This window comes from Mesorhizobium sp. CNPSo 4684 (assembly GCF_057784315.1).
The window spans coordinates 69,121-92,639 of the sequence record NZ_JBWLUX010000013.1 but is presented as its reverse complement, the minus strand read 5'-3'; the positions used below and the strand labels follow the sequence as shown (position 1 = coordinate 92,639).

The 23,519-nt window shown below is 63.7% G+C and carries 26 protein-coding genes, 2 tRNA genes and 1 pseudogene; 18 read left to right on the top strand and 11 right to left on the bottom strand.

Annotated elements, in window-relative coordinates:
• Nucleotides 1–51: 51 nt before the first annotated feature.
• The 8 genes from AC04SG_RS14395 (at nucleotide 52) to AC04SG_RS14360 (ending at nucleotide 6,751) form a co-directional block, all read left to right on the top strand.
• Nucleotides 52–1,260, top strand: a complete 1,209-nt coding sequence (locus AC04SG_RS14395; RefSeq protein WP_488551584.1) for a diaminopropionate ammonia-lyase — start codon at nucleotides 52–54, stop codon at nucleotides 1,258–1,260.
• Nucleotides 1,257–2,483, top strand: coding sequence for an allantoate amidohydrolase (locus AC04SG_RS14390; protein WP_488551583.1), 1,227 nt, complete (start codon nucleotides 1,257–1,259; stop codon nucleotides 2,481–2,483). The genes AC04SG_RS14395 and AC04SG_RS14390 overlap by 4 nt, the downstream gene beginning before the upstream one ends.
• Nucleotides 2,484–2,496: 13 nt before the next feature.
• Nucleotides 2,497–3,663, top strand: a complete 1,167-nt coding sequence (locus tag AC04SG_RS14385; RefSeq protein WP_488551582.1) for a M20 aminoacylase family protein — start codon at nucleotides 2,497–2,499, stop codon at nucleotides 3,661–3,663.
• A 105-nt stretch (nucleotides 3,664–3,768) separates the two neighbouring features.
• Complete coding sequence (locus AC04SG_RS14380) at nucleotides 3,769–4,572, top strand: agmatinase family protein (RefSeq protein ID WP_488551581.1); 804 nt, start codon at nucleotides 3,769–3,771, stop codon at nucleotides 4,570–4,572.
• 63 nt (nucleotides 4,573–4,635) lie between these two features.
• Nucleotides 4,636–5,421 carry a 4-hydroxy-tetrahydrodipicolinate reductase gene (dapB, locus tag AC04SG_RS14375; protein ID WP_488551580.1) on the top strand — a complete coding sequence of 262 codons (786 nt, stop codon included), beginning with the start codon at nucleotides 4,636–4,638 and terminating at the stop codon, nucleotides 5,419–5,421.
• Nucleotides 5,422–5,783: 362 nt separating this feature from the next.
• Nucleotides 5,784–6,038, top strand: coding sequence for a DUF680 domain-containing protein (locus tag AC04SG_RS14370; protein ID WP_192248529.1), 255 nt, complete (start codon nucleotides 5,784–5,786; stop codon nucleotides 6,036–6,038).
• Nucleotides 6,039–6,087: 49 nt separating this feature from the next.
• A complete protein-coding gene (locus AC04SG_RS14365) occupies nucleotides 6,088–6,312 on the top strand; it encodes a DUF680 domain-containing protein (protein WP_488551579.1) in 225 nt (74 codons plus the stop codon).
• Nucleotides 6,313–6,505: 193 nt separating this feature from the next.
• Nucleotides 6,506–6,751: a DUF680 domain-containing protein gene (locus AC04SG_RS14360; RefSeq protein ID WP_488551578.1), complete on the top strand. Its 246-nt coding sequence runs from the start codon at nucleotides 6,506–6,508 to the stop codon at nucleotides 6,749–6,751.
• Nucleotides 6,752–6,804: 53 nt separating this feature from the next.
• On the opposite strand, the gene AC04SG_RS14355 is transcribed toward AC04SG_RS14360, so the two are convergent.
• From AC04SG_RS14355 to purM, 3 genes are read right to left on the bottom strand one after another with little or no spacing between them, the layout of a single operon-like run.
• Complete coding sequence (locus AC04SG_RS14355; protein WP_488551577.1) at nucleotides 6,805–7,320, bottom strand: SixA phosphatase family protein; 516 nt, start codon at nucleotides 7,318–7,320, stop codon at nucleotides 6,805–6,807.
• A gap of 28 nt (nucleotides 7,321–7,348) precedes the next feature.
• Nucleotides 7,349–8,056, bottom strand: a complete 708-nt coding sequence (gene purN / locus AC04SG_RS14350) for a phosphoribosylglycinamide formyltransferase (RefSeq protein WP_488551576.1) — start codon at nucleotides 8,054–8,056, stop codon at nucleotides 7,349–7,351.
• Nucleotides 8,053–9,132, bottom strand: a complete 1,080-nt coding sequence (purM, locus tag AC04SG_RS14345; protein WP_488551575.1) for a phosphoribosylformylglycinamidine cyclo-ligase — start codon at nucleotides 9,130–9,132, stop codon at nucleotides 8,053–8,055. Before purM ends, purN begins: the two co-directional genes overlap by 4 nt.
• Nucleotides 9,133–9,310: 178 nt before the next feature.
• Between purM and AC04SG_RS14340 the strand changes: the two genes are divergently transcribed.
• The 3 genes from AC04SG_RS14340 to hdaA are packed head-to-tail and all read left to right on the top strand — an operon-like array spanning nucleotide 9,311 to nucleotide 11,752.
• A complete protein-coding gene (locus tag AC04SG_RS14340; RefSeq protein WP_488551647.1) occupies nucleotides 9,311–9,868 on the top strand; it encodes a CDP-alcohol phosphatidyltransferase family protein in 558 nt (185 codons plus the stop codon).
• Nucleotides 9,840–11,045, top strand: coding sequence for an AI-2E family transporter (locus AC04SG_RS14335; protein ID WP_488551574.1), 1,206 nt, complete (start codon nucleotides 9,840–9,842; stop codon nucleotides 11,043–11,045). The genes AC04SG_RS14340 and AC04SG_RS14335 overlap by 29 nt, the downstream gene beginning before the upstream one ends.
• Nucleotides 11,046–11,047: 2 nt before the next feature.
• Entirely contained in the window at nucleotides 11,048–11,752 is a 705-nt protein-coding gene (hdaA, locus tag AC04SG_RS14330; protein ID WP_488551573.1) for a DnaA regulatory inactivator HdaA, read from the top strand.
• 216 nt (nucleotides 11,753–11,968) lie between these two features.
• On the opposite strand, the gene AC04SG_RS14325 is transcribed toward hdaA, so the two are convergent.
• From AC04SG_RS14325 to AC04SG_RS14310, 4 genes are all read right to left on the bottom strand, one after another.
• Nucleotides 11,969–12,229, bottom strand: a complete 261-nt coding sequence (locus tag AC04SG_RS14325; protein ID WP_488551572.1) for a hypothetical protein — start codon at nucleotides 12,227–12,229, stop codon at nucleotides 11,969–11,971.
• A 79-nt stretch (nucleotides 12,230–12,308) separates the two neighbouring features.
• Nucleotides 12,309–12,446, bottom strand: a complete 138-nt coding sequence (locus tag AC04SG_RS14320; RefSeq protein WP_488551571.1) for a hypothetical protein — start codon at nucleotides 12,444–12,446, stop codon at nucleotides 12,309–12,311.
• 69 nt (nucleotides 12,447–12,515) lie between these two features.
• A tRNA-Pro gene (locus AC04SG_RS14315) sits at nucleotides 12,516–12,592 on the bottom strand.
• 51 nt (nucleotides 12,593–12,643) lie between these two features.
• Nucleotides 12,644–13,828 (bottom strand): flavin-containing monooxygenase, encoded by a 1,185-nt coding sequence (locus AC04SG_RS14310; protein ID WP_488551646.1) that lies wholly within the window; start codon nucleotides 13,826–13,828, stop codon nucleotides 12,644–12,646.
• A gap of 173 nt (nucleotides 13,829–14,001) precedes the next feature.
• On the opposite strand from AC04SG_RS14310, the gene AC04SG_RS14305 reads away from it, so the two are divergent.
• The 7 genes and pseudogenes from AC04SG_RS14305 to AC04SG_RS14275 all read left to right on the top strand — a co-directional run bounded on the left by AC04SG_RS14305 (nucleotide 14,002) and on the right by AC04SG_RS14275 (nucleotide 19,872).
• Complete coding sequence (locus AC04SG_RS14305) at nucleotides 14,002–14,307, top strand: ETC complex I subunit (protein WP_112560867.1); 306 nt, start codon at nucleotides 14,002–14,004, stop codon at nucleotides 14,305–14,307.
• Nucleotides 14,308–14,380: 73 nt separating this feature from the next.
• Nucleotides 14,381–14,457, top strand: a tRNA-Arg gene (locus AC04SG_RS14300).
• Between the two features lie 368 nt (nucleotides 14,458–14,825).
• Nucleotides 14,826–15,185: an ArsR/SmtB family transcription factor gene (locus tag AC04SG_RS14295; protein ID WP_203278147.1), complete on the top strand. Its 360-nt coding sequence runs from the start codon at nucleotides 14,826–14,828 to the stop codon at nucleotides 15,183–15,185.
• A gap of 280 nt (nucleotides 15,186–15,465) precedes the next feature.
• Nucleotides 15,466–16,905, top strand: a complete 1,440-nt coding sequence (locus tag AC04SG_RS14290; RefSeq protein ID WP_488551570.1) for an FAD-binding oxidoreductase — start codon at nucleotides 15,466–15,468, stop codon at nucleotides 16,903–16,905.
• Nucleotides 16,906–17,181: 276 nt separating this feature from the next.
• Complete coding sequence (locus AC04SG_RS14285; protein WP_488551569.1) at nucleotides 17,182–17,517, top strand: hypothetical protein; 336 nt, start codon at nucleotides 17,182–17,184, stop codon at nucleotides 17,515–17,517.
• Nucleotides 17,517–18,407 (top strand): alpha/beta fold hydrolase, encoded by an 891-nt coding sequence (locus tag AC04SG_RS14280; RefSeq protein ID WP_488551568.1) that lies wholly within the window; start codon nucleotides 17,517–17,519, stop codon nucleotides 18,405–18,407. Before AC04SG_RS14285 ends, AC04SG_RS14280 begins: the two co-directional genes overlap by 1 nt.
• A gap of 404 nt (nucleotides 18,408–18,811) precedes the next feature.
• A pseudogene (locus tag AC04SG_RS14275) lies at nucleotides 18,812–19,872 on the top strand (glycosyltransferase family 2 protein).
• A gap of 242 nt (nucleotides 19,873–20,114) precedes the next feature.
• Here the strand turns inward: AC04SG_RS14275 and AC04SG_RS14270 are convergent.
• The 4 genes from AC04SG_RS14270 to AC04SG_RS14255 form a co-directional block, all read right to left on the bottom strand.
• Nucleotides 20,115–20,558 carry a LysE family translocator gene (locus tag AC04SG_RS14270; RefSeq protein ID WP_488551645.1) on the bottom strand — a complete coding sequence of 148 codons (444 nt, stop codon included), beginning with the start codon at nucleotides 20,556–20,558 and terminating at the stop codon, nucleotides 20,115–20,117.
• A gap of 106 nt (nucleotides 20,559–20,664) precedes the next feature.
• Nucleotides 20,665–21,480, bottom strand: a complete 816-nt coding sequence (locus AC04SG_RS14265; RefSeq protein ID WP_112560884.1) for an ABC transporter permease — start codon at nucleotides 21,478–21,480, stop codon at nucleotides 20,665–20,667.
• Nucleotides 21,480–22,313: an ABC transporter permease gene (locus tag AC04SG_RS14260; RefSeq protein ID WP_477301742.1), complete on the bottom strand. Its 834-nt coding sequence runs from the start codon at nucleotides 22,311–22,313 to the stop codon at nucleotides 21,480–21,482. Before AC04SG_RS14260 ends, AC04SG_RS14265 begins: the two co-directional genes overlap by 1 nt.
• 22 nt (nucleotides 22,314–22,335) lie before the next feature.
• Nucleotides 22,336–23,451, bottom strand: coding sequence for an ABC transporter substrate-binding protein (locus tag AC04SG_RS14255; protein ID WP_488551567.1), 1,116 nt, complete (start codon nucleotides 23,449–23,451; stop codon nucleotides 22,336–22,338).
• Nucleotides 23,452–23,519 lie beyond the last annotated feature (68 nt).

Sequence of the window (23,519 nt, the reverse complement as noted above, 5' to 3'; positions counted from 1 at the left end):
CTTTGCGCCTCTGCTGCAATATGGTCTCGTCTGATCTCAAGGAGGCCGCCCGTGTTCCTGCTCAACAGCAATGCCGTGCACCGCCGGCCGCTCGATCCGGTCGATGCCGAAACGCTGGGGGTTGCCGGCGCCGACACGGTCGAGCGCTTTCTGGCCCATCGCGACAATCACCAGGTAACGCCGCTGCATGCCTTGCCGGCGTTGGCCGGCGAACTCGGTCTCAGCACCATCCACATCAAGAATGAAGCCCTTCGCCTCGGCCTCGGCAGCTTCAAGGCGCTGGGCGGCGCCTATGCCGTCTTCCGCCTTGTGCTGGAGGAGGCAAGCCGGTCGCTCGGCCGGCCCGTCGACGTAGCCGATCTCAACCGGCCCGACGTCCGGGCGATCGCTGCCGGCATGACGGTGGCCTGTGCCACCGACGGCAATCACGGCCGCTCGGTTGCGCAAGGGGCGCAACTCGTCGGCGCCAAGGCGGTAATCTTCGTTCATGCCGGCGTCAGCGAGGAGCGGATTGCGGCCATCGCCCGCTATGGCGCCGAGATGATCCGCGTCGACGGCAACTATGACGACTCGGTGAGGCAGGCCGCCAAGGTGTCCGCCGACAAGGGCTGGACGGTGGTGTCCGACACCTCCTGGCCCGGCTACGAACGCATTCCCGGTCTGGTTATGCAGGGCTATACGGCGATTGTGCGCGAAGCGTTGCACCAGTTGCCGCAGCCGCCAACCCATGTCTTCGTGCAGGCCGGTGTCGGCGGCATTGCCGCAGCGGTGGCCGGTCATCTCGCCATCGTGCTCGGCGATGCGAGGCCGATCTTCATCGTGGTCGAGCCAGCGCGCGCGGCCTGCGTTGTCGCGGCCGCCCAGGCGGGTCGCGTGGTCAAGGTCGCGCACGACCAGCCAACCGTGATGGCGATGCTGGAATGCTACGAGGCCTCGGCGGTCGCCTGGCGTGTGCTGGCGCGGGTTGCCGATGCCTTCATGACGGTGGACGAGCATGAGGCCGTCGCGGTAATGCGGCTTCTCGCCCAGCCAAGTGCAGGCGATCCGGCGATCGTTTCAGGTGAAAGCGGCGGTGTCGGTCTTGCTGGGCTAATCCGGGCGGTGGCTGACCACAAGGTCGCTCTCGGGCTCGATAGCCAATCCCGCGTGCTGCTGATCAATACCGAAGGCGCTACCGACCCGCATCGCTATGCCGAACTGGTCGGCATGACACCGGCCGATGTGCTGGCCGGCAAGATGGCAGCCGAGGCAGCATCATGATCGCCATCGATGCGAAGCGCCTGCTAGGCCGCATCCGTGAACTCGGCGCCGTCGGTCGTGACAAGGACGGCAGGCTGATCCGGCTCGCCGCGTCCGATACCGACAGGCAAGGCCGCGACCTCTTCGTCGGCTGGCTCAACCAGGCCGGGCTCGATGTCGCGATCGACCGGGTCGGCAATATCTTCGGCATCTGGCAAGGCCCCGACAGTGCCGGGCAGGCGCCCCTGCTGATCGGTTCGCACATCGACACCGTCATCGATGCCGGCATCTATGATGGCTGCTATGGCGTGCTTGCCGGGCTGGAGGTGATCGAGACGCTGAAGGCCTCGGGCTTTTCGCCCTCACGTCCGGTCGCGGTCGCCGCTTTCACCAATGAGGAGGGAGTGCGCTACACGCCCGACATGATGGGCTCGCTGGTCCATGCCGGTGGCGCCGGCCCGGACGCGATGTTGGCCGCCATCGGCACGGATGGCAGCGTGCTCGGCCAGGAACTCGCCCGCATCGGCTATGCCGGCGACCGCGAACCCGGCTTCCTCAAGCCGCACGCCTATCTCGAACTGCATATCGAGCAGGGGCCGGTGCTGGAGCGCGAAGGCGTGCCGATCGGCGCCGTGGAAAATCTGCAAGGCATCTCATGGCAGCGCATCACCATCGACGGCGCCGCCAATCATGCCGGCACCACGCCGATGTCGATGCGCAGCGATGCCGGCCACGCCGCCGCCCGCGTCATCACCTTCCTGCACGATCGAGCCAAGGTTTCGAACACGCCGATGGTCGTCACCGTCGGCACGATGCGCTTCGAGCCGAATGCCATCAATGTCATTCCCGGGCGCGCCGTCTTCACTGTCGACCTGCGCGATCCCGATGAACAGCGCCTGCAGGCACATGAGGCGGCGCTTGCCGCATACCTCGAAGAGCTTGCTGTGGTCGAGAACGTGTCGATTTCTGCCGAACAACTGGCCCGCTTCGAGCCGGTCCTGTTCGATATCGGCATCGTCGAACGGATCGAGGCCTCCGCGAAAAATCGCGGTCTCGGCGTCAGGCGCATGACATCGGGCGCCGGCCACGACGCGCAGATGATGGCCCGCATCGCGCCGGCGGCGATGATCTTCGTGCCGAGTGCCGGCGGCATCAGCCACAGTCCGCGCGAACATACCGACGATGCCGAGCTTGTCGCCGGCGCCAACATCCTGCTTGATGTCGCCACCCAGCTTGCAAAATAGGTCGGGGGAGAAAATGGCTGAACTCGATCGTGATGCGCTGAGACGGGAGATGACGGGCTGGCGGCGCGATCTGCACGCGCATCCTGAATTTGGCTTTGAGGAAAAGCGCACCGCTGCCTTCGTCGCCGCCAAGCTGCGTGAATTCGGGTTGGACGATGTCACCGAGGGTGTCGGCGGCACCGGTGTGGTCGGCACGCTGAAGCGCGGCAGCGGCAACCGGGCGATTGCGCTGCGGGCCGACATGGACGCGCTGCGCATCACCGAGCAGTCAACGGCCGCCTATCGCTCGCAAAACCCCGGCTTCATGCATGCTTGCGGCCATGACGGCCACACCACAATGCTGCTCGGCGCGGCAAAGCTGCTGGCTACCGAGGGCGGGTTCGATGGCACTGTGCGCTTCATCTTTCAGCCGGCCGAGGAGTGGGGCAAGGGCGCGCTGGCGATGCTCGACGACGGCCTGATGCAGCGCTTCCCCTTCGACGAGATCTTCGGCCTGCACAACATGCCTGGCCTGCCCATCGGGTATTTCGAAACCCGCGCCGGCCCGATCATGTCGGCCGAGGATAATTTCGAGATCGTGCTTAATGGCATCGGCGGCCATGCCGCGCGACCGCATTCCGGCAATGAAACCCTGGTTGCCGCCTGCGCGCTGGTCACCAATCTGCAGACCATCGTCTCGCGCCGGCTGAGTCCGGCCGACATATCGGTGGTTTCGGTGACCGAACTGATCACCGATGGCACGCGCAATGCATTGCCCGGCCTTGCCCGCATCCTCGGTGACGCCCGCAGTTTTCGGCCGGAGGTCAGCGCCGAGATCGAGCGGCAGATGCGCATCATCGCCGAGGGTACGGCCGCCGCCTACAATGTCTCCGCCGAGGTCACCTACACCAGGGAGTTCGTGCCGCTGCAAAATGATGCTGAACTCGTGGACGAAGCCTTTGCCGCCGCAAAACGCGTGCTGGCCGACGTTGGCGTCGCGGCGGAGCCGATGACCGGTTCGGAGGATTTCGCCCGCTTCCTCGACCACGTGCCGGGCTGCTTCGTCTTCCTCGGCAATGGCGAGGCGTCAGTGCCGCTGCACAATTCCAGTTACGACTTCAACGATGACGGGCTGTTGCACGGCACAAATTTCCACGCCGCGATCGTCAGGCAAAGACTGGGCGGGGAGGCCGGCAAATGACGGCTTGATTGCCGGTTCGCCTTCGCTGCTGGCCCAAGCGGCACCGCTATCGCCAGCCAGCTCCCGGGTTTAGTGAGATTGCCTGTTGCCGGAGATCGCACGCCAATGGCCAGGGTTTCGCTTCTGGGAATACCGCATGACGACAACTCGTCCTATCTCAAAGGTGCCGCAGCAGCGCCTGCCTTGATCAGGCGCGAGCTTAAAAGCGACGCCCACAGTTCCTGGAGTGAGACCGGCTTCGATGTGGCGGACAGTTTTCTCGACCATGGCGACATCGATTTTTCAGGCGTTGGCGACCCGTGGGAGCGGATCGAAAGTGAGGTCGGCCGCGCGCTCGATGCCGGCCATCCGCTGATCAGTCTCGGCGGCGACCACGCGATCGCATGGCCGCTGCTGCGCGCCGTGCGGCGCCGCCACCCCAGCCTGACGATCGTCCAGATCGACGCCCATCCCGACATCTACGATGCCTATCAGGGCAACAAACGCTCGCACACCTCGTCCTTCGCACGCATCCTGGAGGAAGGGCTGGCCGACCGGCTGGTCCAGATCGGCTTGCGCACGCTCGACGACGAGCTTCGTGACCAGCTCACACACTTCGGCGTCGAGGTGATCGAGGCGCGCCATTTCAGCGATGATCTGCGGCTCGACCTCAAGACGCCGGTCTATCTCTCGGTCGATCTCGACGGCCTCGATCCGGCCTGTGCGCCCGGCGTCTCGCACCGCGAACCCGGTGGTCTTACAACCCGGCAAGTGATCGGCCTGATCCAGCGGATCGACCAGCCGATCGTCGCAGCCGATGTTGTCGAATACAATGCGAACCAGGATGTCTCCAACCTGACAGCGCTTGTCGCCGCCAAGCTGGTCAAGGAAATCGCCGGCATGATGCTGAAGACGCATGGCGCCGCCTGAATCAATCTGGCAAGGCGGCATGGTAGACCATTGTTCGGTAAAGCATTTCCAACGAAAGCCGCCATGCCGCATCCAGTGAAGATTGCCATAGCCGGCGCGCTCGGCCGTATGGGCAGGCAGATGGCGCTGGCCGTCGAAGCCGATCCCAGGCTAGCGCTCGTCGCGCGATTCCACCGGCCTGGCAGCGCCGGCGGGGGCCTGATCGAACGCGACGAGGCGCTGGCGATTGCCGATGTCATCATCGACTTCACCACGCCGGCGGCCTCCGTCGAACTGGCAAAGGCCTGCGCGGCCCGCGGCGGCCCGGCACTGGTCATCGGCTCGACCGGATTCAATGCCTCTGAACTTGCAGCCATCGCCGAGGCGGCGAAGTCTATCGCAATCGTGCGCTCGGGCAGCTACTCGCTCGGCCTCAACATGCTGGCGGGGCTGGTCGAACAGGCGGCGCGGGCGCTTGGCCCCGATGCCGACATCGAAATCCTCGAAGCGCATCACCGTCTGAAGGTCGACGCGCCGTCTGGCACGGCGCTGATGCTTGGCGAAGCGGCCGCGAGGGGGCGCGGCGTCGGCCTCGACGATGTGGCGAGACGCGGTCGCGACGGCGTCACCGGTCCTCGCCCTGCCGGTGAGATCGGCTTTGCCGTGCTGCGCGGCGGCAGAATTGTCGGCGATCATACCGTGAGCTTACTCAGCGAAGGCGAGGCCCTCACGCTTTCGCATTCGGCCGGTGACCGCTCGATGTTCGCGCGGGGCGCCATTGTCGCGGCACTTTGGCTGGTGGAACGTCCGCCCGGGGAATACGACATGCGCGACGCGCTGGGTTTTACCGCCTTTGAGATGCAATGGTAACGGCAGCGAGGGGCGGTTGCGATGGGTCCTTGAGCCGCCTAATCAGTCGAGATACTAAAGAAGCAGAACCGTTCGGTTCGATTCACATTGACGCACTGTATCGTGATCGATGCACGTCGGCTCAACGAGTCGACCGCGCATTATAGCAAGTGCTATAATTTAACTATTTGATATCACTGTAGAAAATTGCAACCGCCGAGTCATTCGGTGAATTTCAAGATCGAACTGAACGGTTCGGTTCACACATTTTAGTGATTGGAAATGGCGGCAAGACAGACCCATCTCGGGGTGGTCCGAGCGACGCGAATTCCTCCCAAGGCACGCCACTAGACGGACAGGACCAGATATCTGGAGTACTTAAAATGACCAAGATCGCTCTTACCGCCGCTGCCCTCCTCGTTGCCACCGGCACCGCTTTTGCAAGCAGCGACCACTACGGCTCTGACGGTGTCAACCAGCCCGCCGTGACCGCTCCTGCCGGCAATATTGACCACAGCTATGGCAATATCGACCACAGCTATACGGCCTCGATCAGCAAGCCTGTCAGCCTCGGCGGCTTCACGATCAAGGGCGACTCTAACCAGCCGCAATCCGGCCAGGGCATCTGGGGCCGCTAAGCCGGCTCCATCCGAATCGATCATCGTCTCAAATCAGGGGTATTTAAAAATGACCAAGATCGCTCTTACCGCCGCCGCCATTCTCGTCGCCACGGGCTCCGCTTTCGCGGGCAGCGACCACTATGGCTCGAACAACGCCAACCAGCCGGTTGCCAGCCAGTCGACTTCCGTCGACCACATGTTCACCGGCTCGATCCTGAAGCCCGAAAAGGCACAGGCTGACGCCAATGCCAAGGTTCCCGGTGAATCCGGCCAGGGCATCTGGGGTCGTTAATTTCCAGAGAGATTTACGACCACAAAGAGCGGTGGGCTTGGCCCGCCGCTCTTGTTTTTTTGTGCAGCCGGCTGGGTTCCGTGAGGCAATCCGTTTCGCCCGGGAATAAAACCCGACCGTTCCGGGTCTTGTTGACAGCGGACCATCCTCCCAAGGCGCCCGCGCAATGAAACGACAGACAAGGAACACTGAAATGACCAGGATGGTATTCGTCGCAGCCGCGATGCTCGTCGCTGCCATGGGCAGCGCCTCTGCCGGCAGCGATCACTATGGCGCCGACAACGCTAACCAGCCGACCGCCGGCGTCGACCGCGGCTTCACCGCCTCGATCCGCAAGCACAGGATGACCAAGCCTGCGGCTAACGTCGATACGACGACAACGGGATCGGCAGGATCGAAAGCCTCGCCGGATCCTGGCCAGGGCATCTGGGGCAACTGATCATTTGCACCAAAAGCGGCGGGCGTGGTCCACCGCTTTTGATTTGGACAGCATCAGCCCAAATCCTTCGGCCTGATGCAATGCATTAGCCGGGCTGTGCCGAAGGCGAGTTCCGCCCAGCCATCGTCGACGACAAAGCGGGCAAGGGCGCCGGTCGGGAATTTCTCTTCAAGCTTCCTGCGAGCCCCGGCATCCGATCGCGGACCGGCAAGCCGGCGTGCCAAATCCTCCAGGCCTGGATTATGGCCAAGCACCAGGAGACAGCCGACCGACGCCATTGCCTGTTGCACCTCGGCCAGAATGTCGCCGGCTGTGGCTTCGAACAGCCCCTCGGAAAACTCCACCGGCACTCTCGTCGGCAGTTCGGCCGAGACCAGCCGCCATGTCTCGCGCGTGCGCAGCGCCGGTGACACCAGCGCCAGGTCAGGCAGCCAGTCGCGCCTGGCCAGTTCGCGCCCCATCATCGGCGCTGCCTTCAGTCCGCGCGGGGCAAGCGGCCGGTCGAAATCGGCAAGCGCCGGATCGTCCCAGCTCGACTTGGCGTGGCGCAGCAGGAGCAGCTGTTTCATAGGTTCGGCTCGTTGTGGGTCTAGGCCCTCAAGGCGTGATCCGCGCCAGATGCTCGAGATCGCGCTCTTCGCGCAACGGGTTAGGCGCCATCACAACCGAAGTTGCATTGTCGGCGTCGTCGGCGAAATGGGCGAGAACCGTGCGGCCGCCTTCCATGCGCGCCTTGCCGTCGGCAACGAGGCCGAGCGCCAGCGCATAGAGCCGGTGTTCGGCCTTCAGCACGCGCGCGGCCAGCGTGTCCTCATTGTCGCCGACCATCACCGGCACCGCGGCTTGCGCTATGATCGGGCCGTCATCCATCTCGGGCGTGACGAAATGCACCGTGCAGCCATGGATGCGCATGCCGGCCCGCAGCGCGCGCGCATGCGTGTCGAGCCCCTTGAAGGCCGGTAGCAGGGCAGGGTGGATGTTGAGCATGCGCCCTTGCCACTTCTCGACCAGGCCCCGGGAAAGGATGCGCAAATAGCCGGCCAGCGCCACGATCTCGGCGTTGAACGCAACCAGTGCGGCGTCGATCGCCGCATCATGGGCTTCCTTGCTGGCATGGTCGGAGCGCACGATGACCTTGGTCGGGATGCCGCGCGCGGCTGCGATGCCGAGGCCGGCGGCGTTCACCCGGTCGGAAATGACGCCGACGATTTCGGCGGGATAGGCCGGATCGCTCGCCGCCGCGATCAGCGCCGTCATGTTGGAGCCGCGTCCCGAGATCAAGACAACCGTGCGTTTCCTGCTCATAGGCCGATCGAGCCCCGATAAATGACGCCGGCGTCGCGGCGCGGTACGATGCGGCCGATCGGCGTCACCGTCTCGCCGGCCTCCTGCAGCACGGCGGCGACCTGCGCCGCCTGGCCGGAGGCGACGACGAGGATCATGCCGATGCCGCAATTGAAGGTGCGCATCATCTCTTCCGGCGCCACGCCGCCGGTTTTCGCAAGCCAGGAAAAGACCGACGGCACATCGATGGCATTGAGGTCGAGCTCGGCGGAGAAATCCTTCGGCAGCACGCGCGGGATGTTTTCGGGAAAGCCGCCGCCGGTGATATGGGCGAGCGCCTTGATGCCGTGCGTGTTGCGGATCGCCTTCAGGATCGATTTCACATAGATGCGCGTCGGCTCGAGCAGCGCCTCGGCCAGCGTCGCCTCATCGTTGAACGGCGCCGGATCGCTCCAGGCAACGCCGCTGACGCCAACGATGCGGCGCACCAACGAAAAGCCATTCGAATGCAGGCCTGAGGAAGCCAGACCCAGTAGCACGTCACCCTCGACAATATCGTCGGTCGGCAGCAACTGGCCGCGTTCAGCCGCGCCCACGGCAAAGCCGGCAAGGTCGTAGTCGTTGCCATGATACATGCCTGGCATTTCAGCCGTCTCGCCGCCGATCAGCGCGCAACCGGCCTGCCGGCAGCCTATTGCGATACCGCCGACGATCGCTGCCCCCTGGTCGGGGTCGAGCTTGCCGGTGGCGAAATAGTCGAGGAAGAACAGCGGCTCCGCCCCTTGTACGACAATGTCGTTGACGCACATGGCAACGAGGTCGATGCCGATCGTGTCATGCTTGCCGGCATCGATGGCGATCTTCAGCTTGGTGCCGACGCCGTCATTGGCGGCAACCAGCACCGGGTCTGTAAAGCCCGCGGCCTTCAGGTCGAACAGGCCGCCAAAGCCGCCGATCTCGCCATCGGCGCCCGGCCGGCGCGTCGCGCGCACCAGCGGCTTGATCTTCTCCACCATCAGATTGCCGGCATCGATATCGACGCCAGCCTCGGCATAGGTGAGCCCGTTCTTGCGCTTGGCCCGGTCGCCCTTGCTCATCGTCGGCGCATCCCTGTTTCCCTTGCGGGCTCTTCGCATGAATGGTTTCGGGGGGCAAGGAGGGTGACAGCCAATCTCCGCCCTTGTGGGGGGAGATCAGCTGCTTCGGCGCCTCGCGACTTGCGCCCACCCGCCATCTCCCTCATCTATCTCCCAACAAGCAAAGCGGGACATGCCTTTGACCATTCCCAACCTGATCACCATCATGCGCTTCGTGCTGGTCCCGGCCGTGGTGCTGGCGATGCTGAACATGCGCTGGGACTGGGCCTTTGCCGGCTTTCTCGTTGCCGGCATTTCCGATGGCGTCGATGGCTTCATCGCCCGCCGTTTCAACCAGCATTCGAAACTCGGCGCCTATCTCGATCCGATGGCCGACAAGGTGCTCCTGGTCTCGGTGTTCGTGGTCATGGGATTCATTGGCGAACTGCCGCTGTGGCTGGTCGTCACCATGGTCTCACGCGATGCGCTGATCATCTGCGCCGTGCTGTTGTCCACCGTCATGGCGCATCCGGTCGAGATGAAACCGCTCTATGTGTCGAAGGCCAACACCGCCGCCCAGATCGTGCTGGCGGCCGTGGTGCTGGGTGAACTTGCCTTTGGCCTCCACCTTGACCCGCTCAGGCCCGCGCTCATATTGCTGTCCGGGGTCTTGACCGTGGCTTCGGCCGCGGCCTATCTCGTGGCTTGGCTGAGGCATATGAGCGGCTATGGCGAAGGCTCCACCCCGGGCACCTGATCGAGAATCCATCGAAGTTGCGGCCGAGGCAGCGGCCGCCGGCGAAGCTGCGTCCCTGGCGTTTCGCCGCCAGATCTTCTTCTGGCTGGGCACCGCCGTCTTCCTGGCGCTGTTCCTCTACATCTTCTCCGGCATCCTCTTACCCTTCGTCGCCGGCATGGTGCTGGCCTATTTCCTCGATCCGGTCGCCGACCGGCTGCAGCGCCTCGGGCTCTCCCGGCTGATGGCGACGGTGGTCATCCTCATTACCTTCATCGTCTTGCTGGTGCTGGCCTTCGTCATCCTGGTTCCGGTGCTGGCGACGCAGATGGCCGACTTCGCCGGCAAGCTGCCGGAATATCTGACCCGGCTGCAGTCGTTGATCACCAGCTTCGATCCGAAATGGCTGGAGCAGAAATTCGGCGTCAACGCCAATGGCCTGCGCGATGGTCTGAATTCGCTGCTCACGTCAGGCTTCGGCCTGCTGAGCACCGTTTTTACCTCGATCTGGAGTTCCGGCGTGGCTCTGGTTTCGGTGGTCAGCCTATTCGTGGTCACCCCGGTCGTTGCCTTCTACATGCTGCTCGACTGGGACCGCATGGTGGCGGTGGTCGACAGCTGGGTGCCGCGCGATTATGTCGGGACGGTCAGGGCGATCTTCAGGGACATCAACACCGCGACCGCCGGCTTCGTGCGCGGCCAGGGCACGCTGTGCCTGGTGCTTGGCGGCATGTACGCCACCGGCCTGACGCTGACCGGGTTGAATTTCGGCATCCTCATCGGCTTGTTCGCCGGGCTGATTTCCTTCATCCCCTATGTCGGCTCGCTGACTGGCCTGGTGCTGGCCGTCGGCGTCGCCTTCGTCCAGTTCTGGCCGGACTGGACCATGGTGGCGTTGGTCGCCGGCGTGTTCTTCATCGGCCAGTTCATCGAAGGCAACATCCTGCAGCCCAGGCTGGTCGGCAAAAGCGTCGGCCTGCATCCGGTGTGGCTGATGTTCGCGCTGTTTGCTTTCGGCGCCCTGTTCGGCTTCGTTGGGCTGCTGATTGCCGTGCCGGCCTCGGCCGCGGTTGCCGTGCTGGTGCGCTTTGCCATCGCCCGCTATCTCGAATCGCCGCTCTACAAGGGGCACGCCACTGAGCCCGTCCCGCCGCTCCCCGCCGATCGTGGCGGAGGCCACCGCTCGCCGCGCAGCTGAACGTGGCTGATCAAAAGACCGAACCGCCACGCCAGCTGCCGCTCGATCTCGGCCACGGCACCGGCTATTCGCGCGACGAACTGGTGGTGTCGGCCACCAACCGCGAGGCGGTGGCCCTTGTCGACCGCTGGCCGGACTGGCCCTCGCCGGTGATCGTGCTGGCCGGCCCGGCTGGTTCCGGCAAGACACATCTGGGGTCGATCTGGCAGGCGCGGGCCAACGCTGTGGCGGTCGATGCCCAGCGCATCGGCAATGCCATCACCGGGCTCGGCGGCAGGCCGGCGCTGATCGACGATGTCGACAAGACAGCTATCGACGAGGCGGGCCTGTTCCATCTCATCAATGAAGTGCGCAGCGCCGGGTCCACCTTGCTGTTGACGGCGCGGCGCTTTCCCGCCGCGTGGGGGGTAACGCTGCCCGATCTCGCCTCGCGGCTGAAGGCGGCGGCGACGGTCGAAATCCACGAACCGGACGACCTGCTTCTGGCCGGCGTCATCACCAAACTGTTCGCCGACCGCCAGGTCGAGGTCGAACAGCATGTTGTGCAATATCTCGTGCGCCGCATCGAGCGCTCGCTGGCCACCGCAATGCGGGTGGTCGAACGGCTCGATCGCACCGCGCTCGAACGCAAGACCCCGATCACCCGTGCGCTGGCAGCCGAGATCGTCAGTGCGATGGATGAAGGTCAGGGCGAGTTCGAAATTTAGGCAGTGGAAGGAGAAGACTCCGCTCCTGTCCCATTTCGAGAAAAAACCTCTGGCATCCATCTTGCAGCACTACGCCTGCCGGCTGACCCCGGTCCTGATCGCGTTCCTGATCGGGTTGTAGGCTCGCCGGGAGTGATGATTGGGGTTCTCGCCCGGCGAGCTTACCTTCAGGCAGAATGGTCGCCAGAGTGCCCGGTAAAAGTTCGCGCGCTCCTGTCACGCCCACAACGGGGCCAGATACCGGACCAGAAGGTAGACCGTTATATGCGCCGCCACGTAACAGGCGGCGACGACGCCAAAGAACGCCAGGCTGGCGGGCCACGACCGGGGAAGGCCCTGCCTCTTGCTTGGCCGGTTGTTCCAGATCCACAGGGCAGCACAAATAATGGCCCAGACGACCACGAACGGAATCGCAATGCCGATATAGGCGAAGTAGGCAGGGCCTATCAGCGACAGCCATGCCTCGAGACCAAGCATCCGGAATCTCCCCTTTTGCCAAAGTCTAAACCGACGGCAGCGATGGAAGCGATGGATTATCCGAGCGGAGCGCTTTGCGTCAAATCTTCAGCACCACCCGGCCGAACGGGCGCTCCTCGATGAGATACCGCAGGCCGTCGGCGGCATCCTCCAGCGCAAAGACCTTCGCCACGACCGGCTTGACCGATACAGGTCTGCGGGGGGTGCGAACGCGCACCGCCATGCGCCGGCGGCGAGGCCGCCGTTGGCGACCTTTGACCACAAACAACCTTTGCAGGGAGAAAAATGGTCGGAGTGGAGAGATTCGAACTCCCGACCCTCTGGTCCCAAACCAGATGCGCTACCAGGCTGCGCTACACTCCGAGGCCCTGCGGCGTATAAGGTTCCGGGCCCTGCCGCGCAACCCCTAAAACGTCAAACTGGACTCGGCGGTTTGCGCTCCCGCGCAATCCTGGCAGCGATCCCCTTGGCCTGGATGCGGGCGTTGGCGAAGCAGCCGCGGATGCTCGGCCGCATGCCGGTGAACCACAGGCCCGGCAGTTTCGGGTCGCTGTCGGCGCCGTTGAACAGCGGCACGCCCTTTTTGTCGAGCACGCCGAGCTTGCCCAACATGGCCTCGAGACCGGTGCGGTAGCCGGTCGCGGCGATGACGATATCGGGCTGGATCGTCACGCCATTATCGAAAATGACCGTGTCGCGGGTGAATTCCCGCACCGTCGGCACGACGATGATCCGGCCGTCCTTGATGGCGTCGACGGCGCCGTCATCGGCGGCGATGGCGGTATAATCCGACGCCAGCCGGCTTGCCCCGCCCGAAGGTGTCGGCGGCAGGCCGAAGGCGGTGAGGTCACCGAAGACCAGCCGCTGCGTCGCTGCCATCACCGCATCGGCAAGCTTGAACGGCAGCCGCGCCAGAATCGGCGAAAAGCGGTGGACAGCGATCTGGCCGATGCGCTTGGGCAGCAGCGCCGGGCCGTTTCGCGCTGATAGCCAGATCTGCGCCGTATCCACCCGCGCCAGATGGTTGAGCGCGTCGAAACCGGAATTGCCGGCGCCGACCACCAGTATCTTTCGGCCGGCATAGTCGTTGGCGTCGCCGAACTCGGCCGAATGGATGACGCGCCCGGCAAAGGCCTTCATACCTTTCCAGGCCGGAATGACGGGCTGCCGGTCGCGCCCGGTGGCGATGATGACATGGCGCGCCAGTCGCGGCCCGGCGCTTGTCTGCACAAGCCAGTGGTCACCGTCGAAAGCGATCTCATCGACCGAGACGCCGAACTCGACCGGCAGCCGGTGCATGGCGCGGAATTCGTTGAGATGGCGGATGATTGCGCTTCGGTGCGGAAAGGCAGGGGTGCCGGCGGGAAACGAGACGCCCGGAAGTGCCGAGAGATCGCGATGCGTGTTGAGGTGAAGCTGTGGGTGGCGCCGGTGCCATGGCTCGGCCAGCCGGGCCTCCTTTTCCAACACCATCACTTGTACGCCGGCCTTGAGCAGCGCATGGGCTGCGGTCAGCCCGGCCCCGCCGGCGCCGATGACGATCACGTCGTTGAAAATCGCTTGCTGGCCGGCCTTAGCGTGCAAAATCCCTGCGTCCATGCCTCTATATGTCGCCATCATGACCATGACTTTTGATGCCACGCTAGTGTATCGGACCTATGCCGCTTCCGAAGCGGCGCGGTTGCAAGCCGCTTCGGCCTTGCCGTCGGCAGTGTTGCACAGTATTGACTGAAATAAGGCGGCGCTACCGCCAACGCAGCCACGAGGTGCCCATGTCCGCGCGTATTTTCAGCCCAGCCAAAACCGCGATGCAGTCCGGCAAGGCCAAGACCGGCCATTGGGTGCTGGAATTCGATCCCGCCCAGCGTAAGAAGATCGACCCGCTGATGGGCTACACCACATCGGGCGACATGCTGAGCCAGATCCGGCTCACCTTCGACACTAGGGAAGAGGCGGTGGCTTATGCCGAAAAGCAGGGGCTGACCTTCCGCGTCGAGGAGCCGAAGGAGACCAAGCGCCGGCAGATTTCCTATGCGGAAAATTTCCGCTATGACCGCAGGATACCCTGGACGCATTGACCGGCATCGCCTCGGCAGCGTCCGGCACATAGACATCAGCCGGCCAAGATATCAAATGGCTTGTCCGGCCAGCGGTCCCGTAGCTCAGCTGGATAGAGCACCGGCCTTCTAAGCCGATGGTCACAGGTTCGAATCCTGTCGGGATCGCCAATAATTCAACGGCTTAGCTCAGGCGCCGCTCCAAAGTTCCAACATCTCACCCTGTTTCCGCCGGGCGCGAAGTGGACGTCAGCGCCATTTCTGCGTGCTGCCTGAAAGCAGGTCGCCGGCAGATATCGTTATGGTCTTGTAGAAAGAGCGCAGCGCTGATAGTCTTTGGTCTGACATTGGCTAGGACTTTGGTCTGATGATTCTGACTGGAGTCTTGGTTTATGCCGACTGGAACTTGGCGCTGGTTTTCACCGCATAGGTCGCCTCGGTTGAGTGGGCGAAATGCGATGAAATCATCGCAACGGTGTATCCAAAGGTCGCGTTTGGCACGGCGCCGGATGAGCGCGAAAGTAAGAGATCTGGAATCGATGATTTCGAGAACACTTGCCGCCAATGCAGAAACTGTCGCCGCCTTTCTCAACTTGATGGGAAATGAGAAGCGGCTTTTGATCATGAACCACCTGGCCGGCGGCGAACTTTCGGTCGGTGTTCTTGCCGAGAAAGTTCTGCTGAGCCAATCGGCCCTGTCGCAGCATCTTGCCAAGCTCCGCGCCTTCGGCCTTGTCGACACCCGTCGCGACGGCCAGATGGTCTACTATTTCTGCTCGTCCGGTGCGGCGCGCGAACTGCTTTCCATGCTGGATGGCTTCCTGGCGACCGAAAGACCGCTCACGGGGCCGGGCCCGCATTACGTCGCCGAAAGGCTGCGGCGGGCGCGAGCAGCCTGAGGGCAGGCATCGGCCTGGATTGGTTGACCCTTATGCCGGACTTCATTGTCGCTAACGCGAAGTCGATGTCCGCACCATCCCGGCGTTGATCGCCAGTATTTTCGACGTTTCTGCGCCTCTCCAGCGTTGGGCCGTCCATGCCGGCCAGACCGCACGTCGTTGGGTGCCAACATGGGCGCAGCACCGGTCCGTGCCAAACTTGCGCGATCTCTAATATAAGCGCACAGTTCGAAGCGTTTGGGGGGAGAACGGCTCACAAACAAAAAATCGGGAGGAAACCATGAACAGCATGAGCCTCACCACGCTTGAACGCGGCAAGACGACCGTCGACGCTGCGGTCGTTGAAGCGCTTTCGGCACAATTGCGCGGCACACTGCTTCAGGCGGGCGACGCCGCCTACGACGAAGCGCGCACCGTCTGGAATGCCACGGTCGACCGGCGCCCCGGTCTCATTGTGTGTTGCGTCGGCGCCTCCGACGTCATCAGTGCCGTGAATTTCGCCCGGGAAAACAGGCTTCTCGTCTCCGTGCGCGGCGGCGGCCACAACATTGCTGGCAGTGCCGTCTGCGATGGCGGCCTGATGATCGATCTATCAGCGATGAAATCGGTGCGGGTCGATGTCGCGGCGCGGCGGGCATGGGTCGGCCCCGGCGCCACGCTCGTCGATGTCGATCGGGAAACACAGGCTTTTGGCCTGGTGGTGCCGACGGGTATCAACTCGACCACCGGCATATCAGGCCTGACGCTGGGCGGCGGCTTCGGCTGGATCACCCGCAAATTCGGCCTGACCATCGACAATCTTGTTTCAGCCGATGTGGTCACCGCCGATGGCAAGTTGCTGCGCGCCAGCCAAAAGGACAATCCGGACCTGTTCTGGGCGCTGCGTGGCGGCGGCGGTAATTTCGGTGTCGTCACGGCGTTCGAGTTCCAACTCCACCAGATGGGTCCGCAGGTTCTGTCGGGGCTCGTCGTCCATCCCTTCGCCGATGCCGAAAAGGTGCTGCGGGACTATCGCAAGGCGCTCGAAACCGCGCCCGACGAACTGACCTGCTGGGTGGTCATGCGGCAGGCGCCGCCGCTGCCGTTCCTGCCGACCGAATGGCATGGCAAGGAGGTGCTGGTTTTGGCCATGTGCTATTGCGGCGACATCCAGGCGGGCGAAAAGGCGACGCAGAAGCTTCGCGCCATCGGCACACCGATTGCCGATGTCGTCGGCCCCAACCCGTTCACCGGCTGGCAGCAGGCCTTCGACCCGCTGCTGGCGCCCGGCGCCCGCAACTATTGGAAGAGCCATGACCTGACCGGGCTTTCGGACGGCGCGATTGGTGCCACCACTGCGGCGATTGCCAGGCTTCCCGGCCCCGAATGTGAAATTTTCTTCGGTCATGTCGGTGGCGTGGCGGGCCGGGTGGCGGCAGATGAAACGGCGTTTCCGCAGCGCAACTCGCATTTCGTCATGAATGTCCACGCCCGCTGGCGCGAACCGGCAATGGACAAGGCCTGCATCGATTGGGCTCGTGGTATCTACGAGGCGACCAAGCCCTATGCCGCCGGCACGGCTTACGTGAACTTCATGCCGGAGGACGAAGTCGACCGGGTCGAAGCGGCCTATGGCGGCAACTATCGCCGGCTTCTGGAAATCAAGCAGCGCTACGACCCACTGAACCTGTTCCGCATGAACCAGAATCTGCGGCCGAAAGAAAGCCAGCGCGCTGCTTGAGGTGGCAGCGCGTGATCCCGAACCGAAGATCCGTGCGTGCGAATATCGGAATCGACTTTGCTGTATTGACCTTCGGTTCGGAGCGGGTTGAGGCCTGGTTGTTCCCTATGGCGCCGGCCTGGACGGCCGGCCTCAAGGCCCGGGTCTCAATACCCCTGAGGCAAGCTGATTGTCACAAGTTCGAATCCTGTCGGGATCGCCTTTTTCCTGCGGCCCTTTTGTCAGGAGCTTCAGCTGACCGCTGGAACGTGGCTTGCGCTCAGGTGTTTATGGGAGATGGCACCGAAAACCCCGACCATCGCCCGCATCTGGCGCGGCAGGACGTTGCCCGACAGAGCAGACGCCTACGAGCGCTACAACTACGAGGCCGGCATCAAGCCGCTGATCGAGAAAGCGCTCGGCGTGCAGACCTTTCGCGAGGACACGGCCACCCATTCGGAATTCGTCACCATCTCCTATTGGGGAAGCGTCGAGGCGATGGCGGCCTTTACCCGCGGCGATCCGAATTCCATTCACCATCTCGACCGCGACAAGGAGTTCCTGATCGAATTGCCGAAGGGCGTCCAGGTGCTCCGCATCCGCTCCAGTCACGGCATGGTCGGCGGCGACTGATGTTTTCGGGCTTTGGCGCCAGAACCGTTCAAGTGGAGGAGACATCGATCTTCGTCAGGGTCGGTGGCTCAGGGCCGCCTTTGCTGCTCCTGCATGGCTTTCCCGAAACACATGTGATGTGGCGCGACATTGCCGTGGCTTTGGCGCAGCGCTTCAGCGTGGTCGTCGCCGATCTTAGGGGCTACGGCCAAAGCGGTTGTCCGGGTTTCGATGCTGATCACACTGCCTACTCCAAGCGTGCGATGGCGCGCGACATGGTGCAGGTCATGAACGCGCTGGGCTTCGACCGCTTCATGCTTGCCGGCCATGACCGCGGCGGCCGCGTCGCCTATCGGTTGGCGCTCGACCATCCCGACACCGTGTCGAAACTCGCCGTCCTCGACGTCATCCCCACTGCCGCCGCCTGGGATCGCGCCGATGCCAGGCTGGCGCTTGCCTTCTGGCCATGGAGCCTGCTTGCCCAGCCCGAGCCGCTGCCGGAGCGTCTGCTGGCCGCAGCCCCGGATGCTGTCGTCGACAATGCGATCGCCGGCTGGGGCTCGGCTCCCGATGCTTTCCCCGCCGAAGTGAGAGAGGCTTACATCGAGGCGTTGCGCGATCCCGCCCATGTGCACGCCATTTGCGAGGAATACCGCGCCGCCGCCGGCATAGACCGCGAGCACGACGCGCAGGATCAGGCTGACGGCAGTCGTATCAAATGTCCTATGCTTGCGCTCTGGAGCGGCGAGGGCGGCTTGGAAAACTGGTATGCGGACGAGGGCGGCCCGCTGGCGATCTGGCGGCAATGGGCCGACAGCATCGAAGGTGGCGCTGTCGAGGGCGGGCACTTTTTCCCGGAGGAAAACCCCGACGGGACGGCGAAAATTCTGTTGAATTCCTTCGCTACGTGAGGCCCGGTTGGGCGAAGCGGCGACCAGGCCGACGGTTGCAGGTTCGAATCTGCCAGGATCGCCTGTGCTGCCCGAGGGGTTATTCCGGCCACATTTGAAGGTCAGTATTCGCCATGCCTTCACGGCTCCCGCCCGCCCGCTCGTCCGATCCGATCGCGACCGCAGCCGGGCTCGGCTGTGGCATCGTCCGCGTCGAACCGTCGGAGCCTTGGCTGCCGCAGACCACAGCTCGGCGGCCGGCTTCGAAGGCAGATGGCGGCCCGAAGTCGCAATGAGAGACGTGACCCGTCTCCTGAAGGAAAAGCGCAGCTTTTCCCTGGGAAACTCGTCGGGCACTTGAGAGGGGGGCGGGCCCATGGAGCGGGCTGTCGCCGAAACCGAAGCAAGATGCGAGGTCGAATACGATGCAGTCGAACGGAACTCCGGTATCCATCATCATCCCGAATTACAATTACGCGCGCTTCCTCAACCGCAGCATCGACAGCGCCCTGGAACAGGACTACGGCGACGTCGAGGTCATCGTCGTCGACGATGCATCGCAGGACAATTCCACGACCATTATGGAATCCTATGGCGACAGGATCGTCGCCTGCCCGCGAGCGCAAAACGGCGGACATGCGGCGGCGTTCAACACCGGTTTTGCCGCAAGCTCGGGCAGGATTGTCCTGTTCCTCGACGCCGACGACTATCTCTATCCGCCTGCTGTCTCCAAAATCGTCGACACTTGGGATCCGGCAACCGCCCAAGTGCAATCCAGGCTGCATATCGTCGACGAACAACAGCGCATCAAGGACGTCTTTCCGCCACCCGAACTGCCCTTCGACAGCGGCGACGTCAAGCCGAAACTCCTGCACAAGGGGCGCTACCAGACGACCGTGACCAGCGGGCTGGCTTTTGACCGTGAGACCCTGGAAACGATCATGCCGATTCCCGAGCCGGATTTCCGCCAGGGCGCCGATGGCTATCTGGCAACGTTGGCACCCTTCCACGGACACGTCCAATCCATCGACGAATGCCTCGGCGCCTACCGGATTCACGGCGCGAACCATTCGATATTCGGCGCGCAACTCGCCGAGCGGGCGCGTTGGCGCGTAAGGCACGATTTCCGCCGCCTGGAGGCGTTGTCGGAGCAGGTCTCCGGGACCGGCCTGACGGTTGTCCCGTCGGATGCCGTCTGCCGCGATCCGATCCATCTGGAGGAGCGGCTGGCCTCACTCTGCGCGGACAGCCACCAGCACCCGGTGGCCGACGATTCGCGGCTGGCGCTGGCGGCGGCGGGTGCCGTCGCCAGCCTGGAGATGACTGCATCTTGCGGCGGCGTGCCGTCCTTGCCGCCTGGTTTCTGTCGGTAGGCATGTTGCCGCCCAAAATGGCCATGGCCGTGCTGTCGTGGAAACTCGACGCTTCATCCCGGCCGGCATTTCTTACCCGCCTGTCCAAGACCATCCGCAACGCAATGGGATAGCATCTGGCGGCGCTGCGCACCGCCAGCACGGTGATGACGATCGGGATCACCGAAAGGGCGGCGCTCGCCGGTGCGCAGGCTCGTCGATATTTGCCGGCACGCGCCTCAGAGATGCCCGGGCGACTGCAGGATCAAAGTGCTCGAAAGACCAAGCAGGGCGATGCCATACAGGCGGTCGATCCAGACGGCGTTTGGCCCAGCCAAAAGCCTCGTCGACCGCGAGCCAAGCGTCGCGTAAAGCATCAGCATGAGGACATCGGCAAGCGCGGCGATAGTGGCAAGGATCGCATATTGGATTGCGATCGGGTCATCTGCTCGGACAAGTGCGGTAGGATTGCGGGAAACAGCAGCCAGGCCGCCGGATTTGTGACCGCCACCAGAAAGCAGCGCCCAATGAGGGCCTTGGCTGAATGGTGTGTTTCGGGAAGGTTCGGATTGAACGCAGGTCGAGATGCGTTGCGCAGGGTGCCGATGGCGACGAAGAGCAGATAGAAGGCGCCGAACATCCTGAGTGCCGAGAGATAGAATTCCGAGGCCGGCAGAAGGGCGCCGAAGCCGAGCGCGACGATGCTGATGAGGACAAAATCCGACAGCACAACGCCGGCAATGCCGAGAAATGCGTGTCGAGCCCCGTAGCGGGACCCGTTGGTGATGGCGAGCACAACGTCCGGTCCCGGAACCGCCATCCCGAGCACCGATACGAAGGCGAATGTCACCAGCGGCAGGTTTCCCATGCCGGCGCGTAATGTGCCCCGCGCTCCGTCGGTAACGTCGTTCACAAAGCTGTTGTTGCTACTTGGCTTGGTGCCCGCCGCGTACCTTGACCACAACGCTGCGCAGCGCCAGCACCAGCACGGTGATGATGATCAGGATCACCGAAAGGGCTGCGATCGCCGGGTCAATGTTGTCGCGCAGGCCCATCCACATCAGCCTGGGCAGCGTGATGGCGTTGACCGAGGTGATGAACAAAGTGACGCCGATTTCTTCCCAGGACAGCACGAAGGAGAGCAGGGCAGCGGTGACGATGCCGAACTTGATGTTGGGCATGATGATGCGCGTCGCGCGCTCCCACACGCTGGCCCCCAGGCCGCGCGCGGCGAGGTCGATGCGGCGGTCGAGCTGGCTGAGCGAGACCAGGATCAGCACGGTGGCGAAGGGCACCGTCATCACCGAATGCGCCATGGCGACACCCAGCCAGGTGTCGTAGCCGAAGAACGAACTCATGCCGGAGATCGAAGTCAGCAGGAAGTAGAGCGTGATCGCCGACACCACCGGCGGCACCACCATCGGCAACAGCACGAAGCCAACGAGCGCTGCGGTAAAGCGCGGCTGGAACATCCAGACGCCAAGGCTGAAGCAGAGCGCCAGCACGGTGGAGATGACGCTGCTGACGATGCCGATGCGGATCGACAGCAGGATGGCGTCGAGCCAGCGCGGATCCTCGATCAGCGAGCGGTAGTGGCGCAGCGACAGTTCGCCCGTCGGCATCGCCAGCATGCGGCTTGGCGTCAGCGACACCGGGATGACCGCGAGCAGCGGCAGCAGCAGGAACAGCGCCACCAGCACGGCGAGGATCAGCGAGACGGGACCGGGGCGATAGGTCGGCATCAGATCAGCTGCTTCGGTCTGACATAGCGGAACAGCACAGCCATCAGCGCGCCGACGAACAGCACCAGCACGACGCTGATCGCCGCGCCCAGCCCCCAGTCGGGGCTCTGGAAGATCCTGAGATAGATCAGTTCGGCGATCATCACGCTGCGGCCGCCGCCGAGGATCGCCGGCGTGACGAAGAAGCCGAGCGAGAAGACGAAGACGATCATCGCCGAACCGATGATGCCCGAGCGCGTCATCGGCACGAACACCGTCCAGAAGGTGCGCATGCGGCTGGAGCCGAGCCCGCGCGCCGCCAGCAGCACACGCTCGTCGAGGCTGCGCATGGCCGACGCCAGCGGAAACACCGCGAAAGGAATGAGGAAATGCGTCATGCCGACGATGACGCCGAATTCGTTGCGCACCAGCGCCAGCGGCTCGGAGATGAAGCCGATCGATTGCAGCCAGGTGTTGATCAGGCCGCGGTTGGAGAGCAGCGCTACCCAGCCGAAGGCGCGCGTCAGCACCGAGATCCAGAAGGGGACGAGAATGCAGAATTCAGCGACTATGCGCTGCGCCGGGCTGCCGCGCACCCACACCATGGTGATTGCATAGGCCGCCGCGACAGACACGACGGTGACGATCAGCGCAATGCGCAGCGTGCGGATGAACACCGACTGCACCAGCGCGTCGGTGGCGAGCGCGCCATATTGGCCGAGGCCAGGCGTCGGCAGCGTGACGCTCCATTTGACGACGCCGAGGAACGGCCAGGCATAGGCCAGCACAAGAAACAGGAGCAGCGGCGCCATCAACAGCGCCGCGCCCATCCTGTCTGAGAGGGTGCCTCTCATCTGAGGGTCACACCCGGCTTGGTCAGGCCGAGATGATCTTGGTGTACTCGTCGAGCGCCGGCCCGTAGTTCTTGGCGTACCAGTCCATGTCGAGCGCGATCTGCTTCTTCATGTTTTCGGGATCGACCGGGTTTATACGCTTCTTGTCGGCGGGGATCAGCGCATCGGCGGCCGGATTGGCCGGACCCTGTCCGAGCTTGTCGAACATCACCAGCTGCTTTTGCGGGTCCTGGGCGCTGGCGATGAATTTCATCGCCGCGTCCTTGCCACCGGGATTGTTCTTGAGCACGGCCAGTGCGCCGGGCGAGATCAGGCCCTGGTCCCAGATGAACTTGATCTTGCCGCCCGAGTCCTGCTCGATCAGCGAGGCGCGGGTCGACCAGACGATCGCCATCGAGGCTTCGCCGTTGAGCAACACGCTCTGGCTCTCGGCGCCGCCACCCCAATAGGCCACGACGTTTTCCTTGAAGGCGGCGATCTTGTCATGCGCGCGCTTCAAATCGAGCGGATAGAGCGAGGCCGGCGCGATGCCGTCGGCAAGCAGTGCGGCTTCCCAGCTCGACACGCCCCATTTGTAGAGCGAGCGCTTGCCCGGGAATTTCTTCACGTCGAAGAAATCGGCCATGCCGGTCGGCGCGTCCTTGCCGTATTTCTCGGAATCATAGGCGATGACATAGGAGAAAAAATAGGTCGATGCCGCGTATTCCCAGCCGAAGCCCTCACGCATCTTCTTCTTGTCGACGATGGTGTAATCGATCGGCTCCAGCGCGCCCTGGGCGCCGAGCGTGATGGCCGAGAACGGGTCGACGTCGACGAGGTCCCAGGTTGGGGCGCCGCTCTTGAACTGCGCGGCAATCGCGCCTTCTGTCGGGCCCGAGCCGTCCATCTTGACGGTGATGCCGGTCTCCTTGGCGAAAGCCTGGCCATAGGCGGCGTCGTAAGCCGTGAGGGCATCGCCGCCCCAGTTCACCAGCACCAGCTCCTTAGCCGCGGCAAAGGCACCGGTCGAGCGCAACAGCATCGGCGTGCCGGCCAACACAAGAGCGGCAAGCTGCGTGAATTGCCGGCGCGAAATCTCGCCGCGCGCTGCCCTGGCGGACAGGCCGTCCATGGCTTGTTTCTTGGTTTCGTTTGTCATGTCAGTTCCCCTTTTTTCGTTGATAGTTCTGGTGGTTGTGGCGCGCTCCAGATTCTTTGCTGGAAGAC

Excerpts from the sequence above, each read along its gene's own strand:
- AC04SG_RS14280 (WP_488551568.1), top strand. The coding sequence starts at position 17,517 with ATGTTTTCGGGCTTTGGCGCCAGAACCGTTCAAGTGGAGGAGACATCG.
- AC04SG_RS14390 (WP_488551583.1), top strand. The coding sequence starts at position 1,257 with ATGATCGCCATCGATGCGAAGCGCCTGCTAGGCCGCATCCGTGAACTC.
- AC04SG_RS14305 (WP_112560867.1), top strand. The coding sequence starts at position 14,002 with ATGTCCGCGCGTATTTTCAGCCCAGCCAAAACCGCGATGCAGTCCGGC.
- AC04SG_RS14310 (WP_488551646.1), bottom strand. The coding sequence starts at position 13,828 with ATGGACGCAGGGATTTTGCACGCTAAGGCCGGCCAGCAAGCGATTTTC.
- AC04SG_RS14265 (WP_112560884.1), bottom strand. The coding sequence starts at position 21,480 with ATGCCGACCTATCGCCCCGGTCCCGTCTCGCTGATCCTCGCCGTGCTG.
- AC04SG_RS14270 (WP_488551645.1), bottom strand. The coding sequence starts at position 20,558 with ATGGCGGTTCCGGGACCGGACGTTGTGCTCGCCATCACCAACGGGTCC.
- AC04SG_RS14255 (WP_488551567.1), bottom strand. The coding sequence starts at position 23,451 with ATGACAAACGAAACCAAGAAACAAGCCATGGACGGCCTGTCCGCCAGG.
- AC04SG_RS14290 (WP_488551570.1), top strand. The coding sequence starts at position 15,466 with ATGAACAGCATGAGCCTCACCACGCTTGAACGCGGCAAGACGACCGTC.
- AC04SG_RS14370 (WP_192248529.1), top strand. The coding sequence starts at position 5,784 with ATGACCAAGATCGCTCTTACCGCCGCTGCCCTCCTCGTTGCCACCGGC.
- AC04SG_RS14295 (WP_203278147.1), top strand. The coding sequence starts at position 14,826 with ATGATTTCGAGAACACTTGCCGCCAATGCAGAAACTGTCGCCGCCTTT.
- AC04SG_RS14260 (WP_477301742.1), bottom strand. The coding sequence starts at position 22,313 with ATGAGAGGCACCCTCTCAGACAGGATGGGCGCGGCGCTGTTGATGGCG.
- AC04SG_RS14360 (WP_488551578.1), top strand. The coding sequence starts at position 6,506 with ATGACCAGGATGGTATTCGTCGCAGCCGCGATGCTCGTCGCTGCCATG.
- AC04SG_RS14380 (WP_488551581.1), top strand. The coding sequence starts at position 3,769 with ATGGCCAGGGTTTCGCTTCTGGGAATACCGCATGACGACAACTCGTCC.
- AC04SG_RS14355 (WP_488551577.1), bottom strand. The coding sequence starts at position 7,320 with ATGAAACAGCTGCTCCTGCTGCGCCACGCCAAGTCGAGCTGGGACGAT.
- AC04SG_RS14325 (WP_488551572.1), bottom strand. The coding sequence starts at position 12,229 with ATGCTTGGTCTCGAGGCATGGCTGTCGCTGATAGGCCCTGCCTACTTC.
- AC04SG_RS14365 (WP_488551579.1), top strand. The coding sequence starts at position 6,088 with ATGACCAAGATCGCTCTTACCGCCGCCGCCATTCTCGTCGCCACGGGC.
- dapB (WP_488551580.1), top strand. The coding sequence starts at position 4,636 with ATGCCGCATCCAGTGAAGATTGCCATAGCCGGCGCGCTCGGCCGTATG.
- AC04SG_RS14285 (WP_488551569.1), top strand. The coding sequence starts at position 17,182 with ATGGCACCGAAAACCCCGACCATCGCCCGCATCTGGCGCGGCAGGACG.
- AC04SG_RS14335 (WP_488551574.1), top strand. The coding sequence starts at position 9,840 with ATGGCGAAGGCTCCACCCCGGGCACCTGATCGAGAATCCATCGAAGTT.
- purN (WP_488551576.1), bottom strand. The coding sequence starts at position 8,056 with ATGAGCAGGAAACGCACGGTTGTCTTGATCTCGGGACGCGGCTCCAAC.
- purM (WP_488551575.1), bottom strand. The coding sequence starts at position 9,132 with ATGAGCAAGGGCGACCGGGCCAAGCGCAAGAACGGGCTCACCTATGCC.
- AC04SG_RS14385 (WP_488551582.1), top strand. The coding sequence starts at position 2,497 with ATGGCTGAACTCGATCGTGATGCGCTGAGACGGGAGATGACGGGCTGG.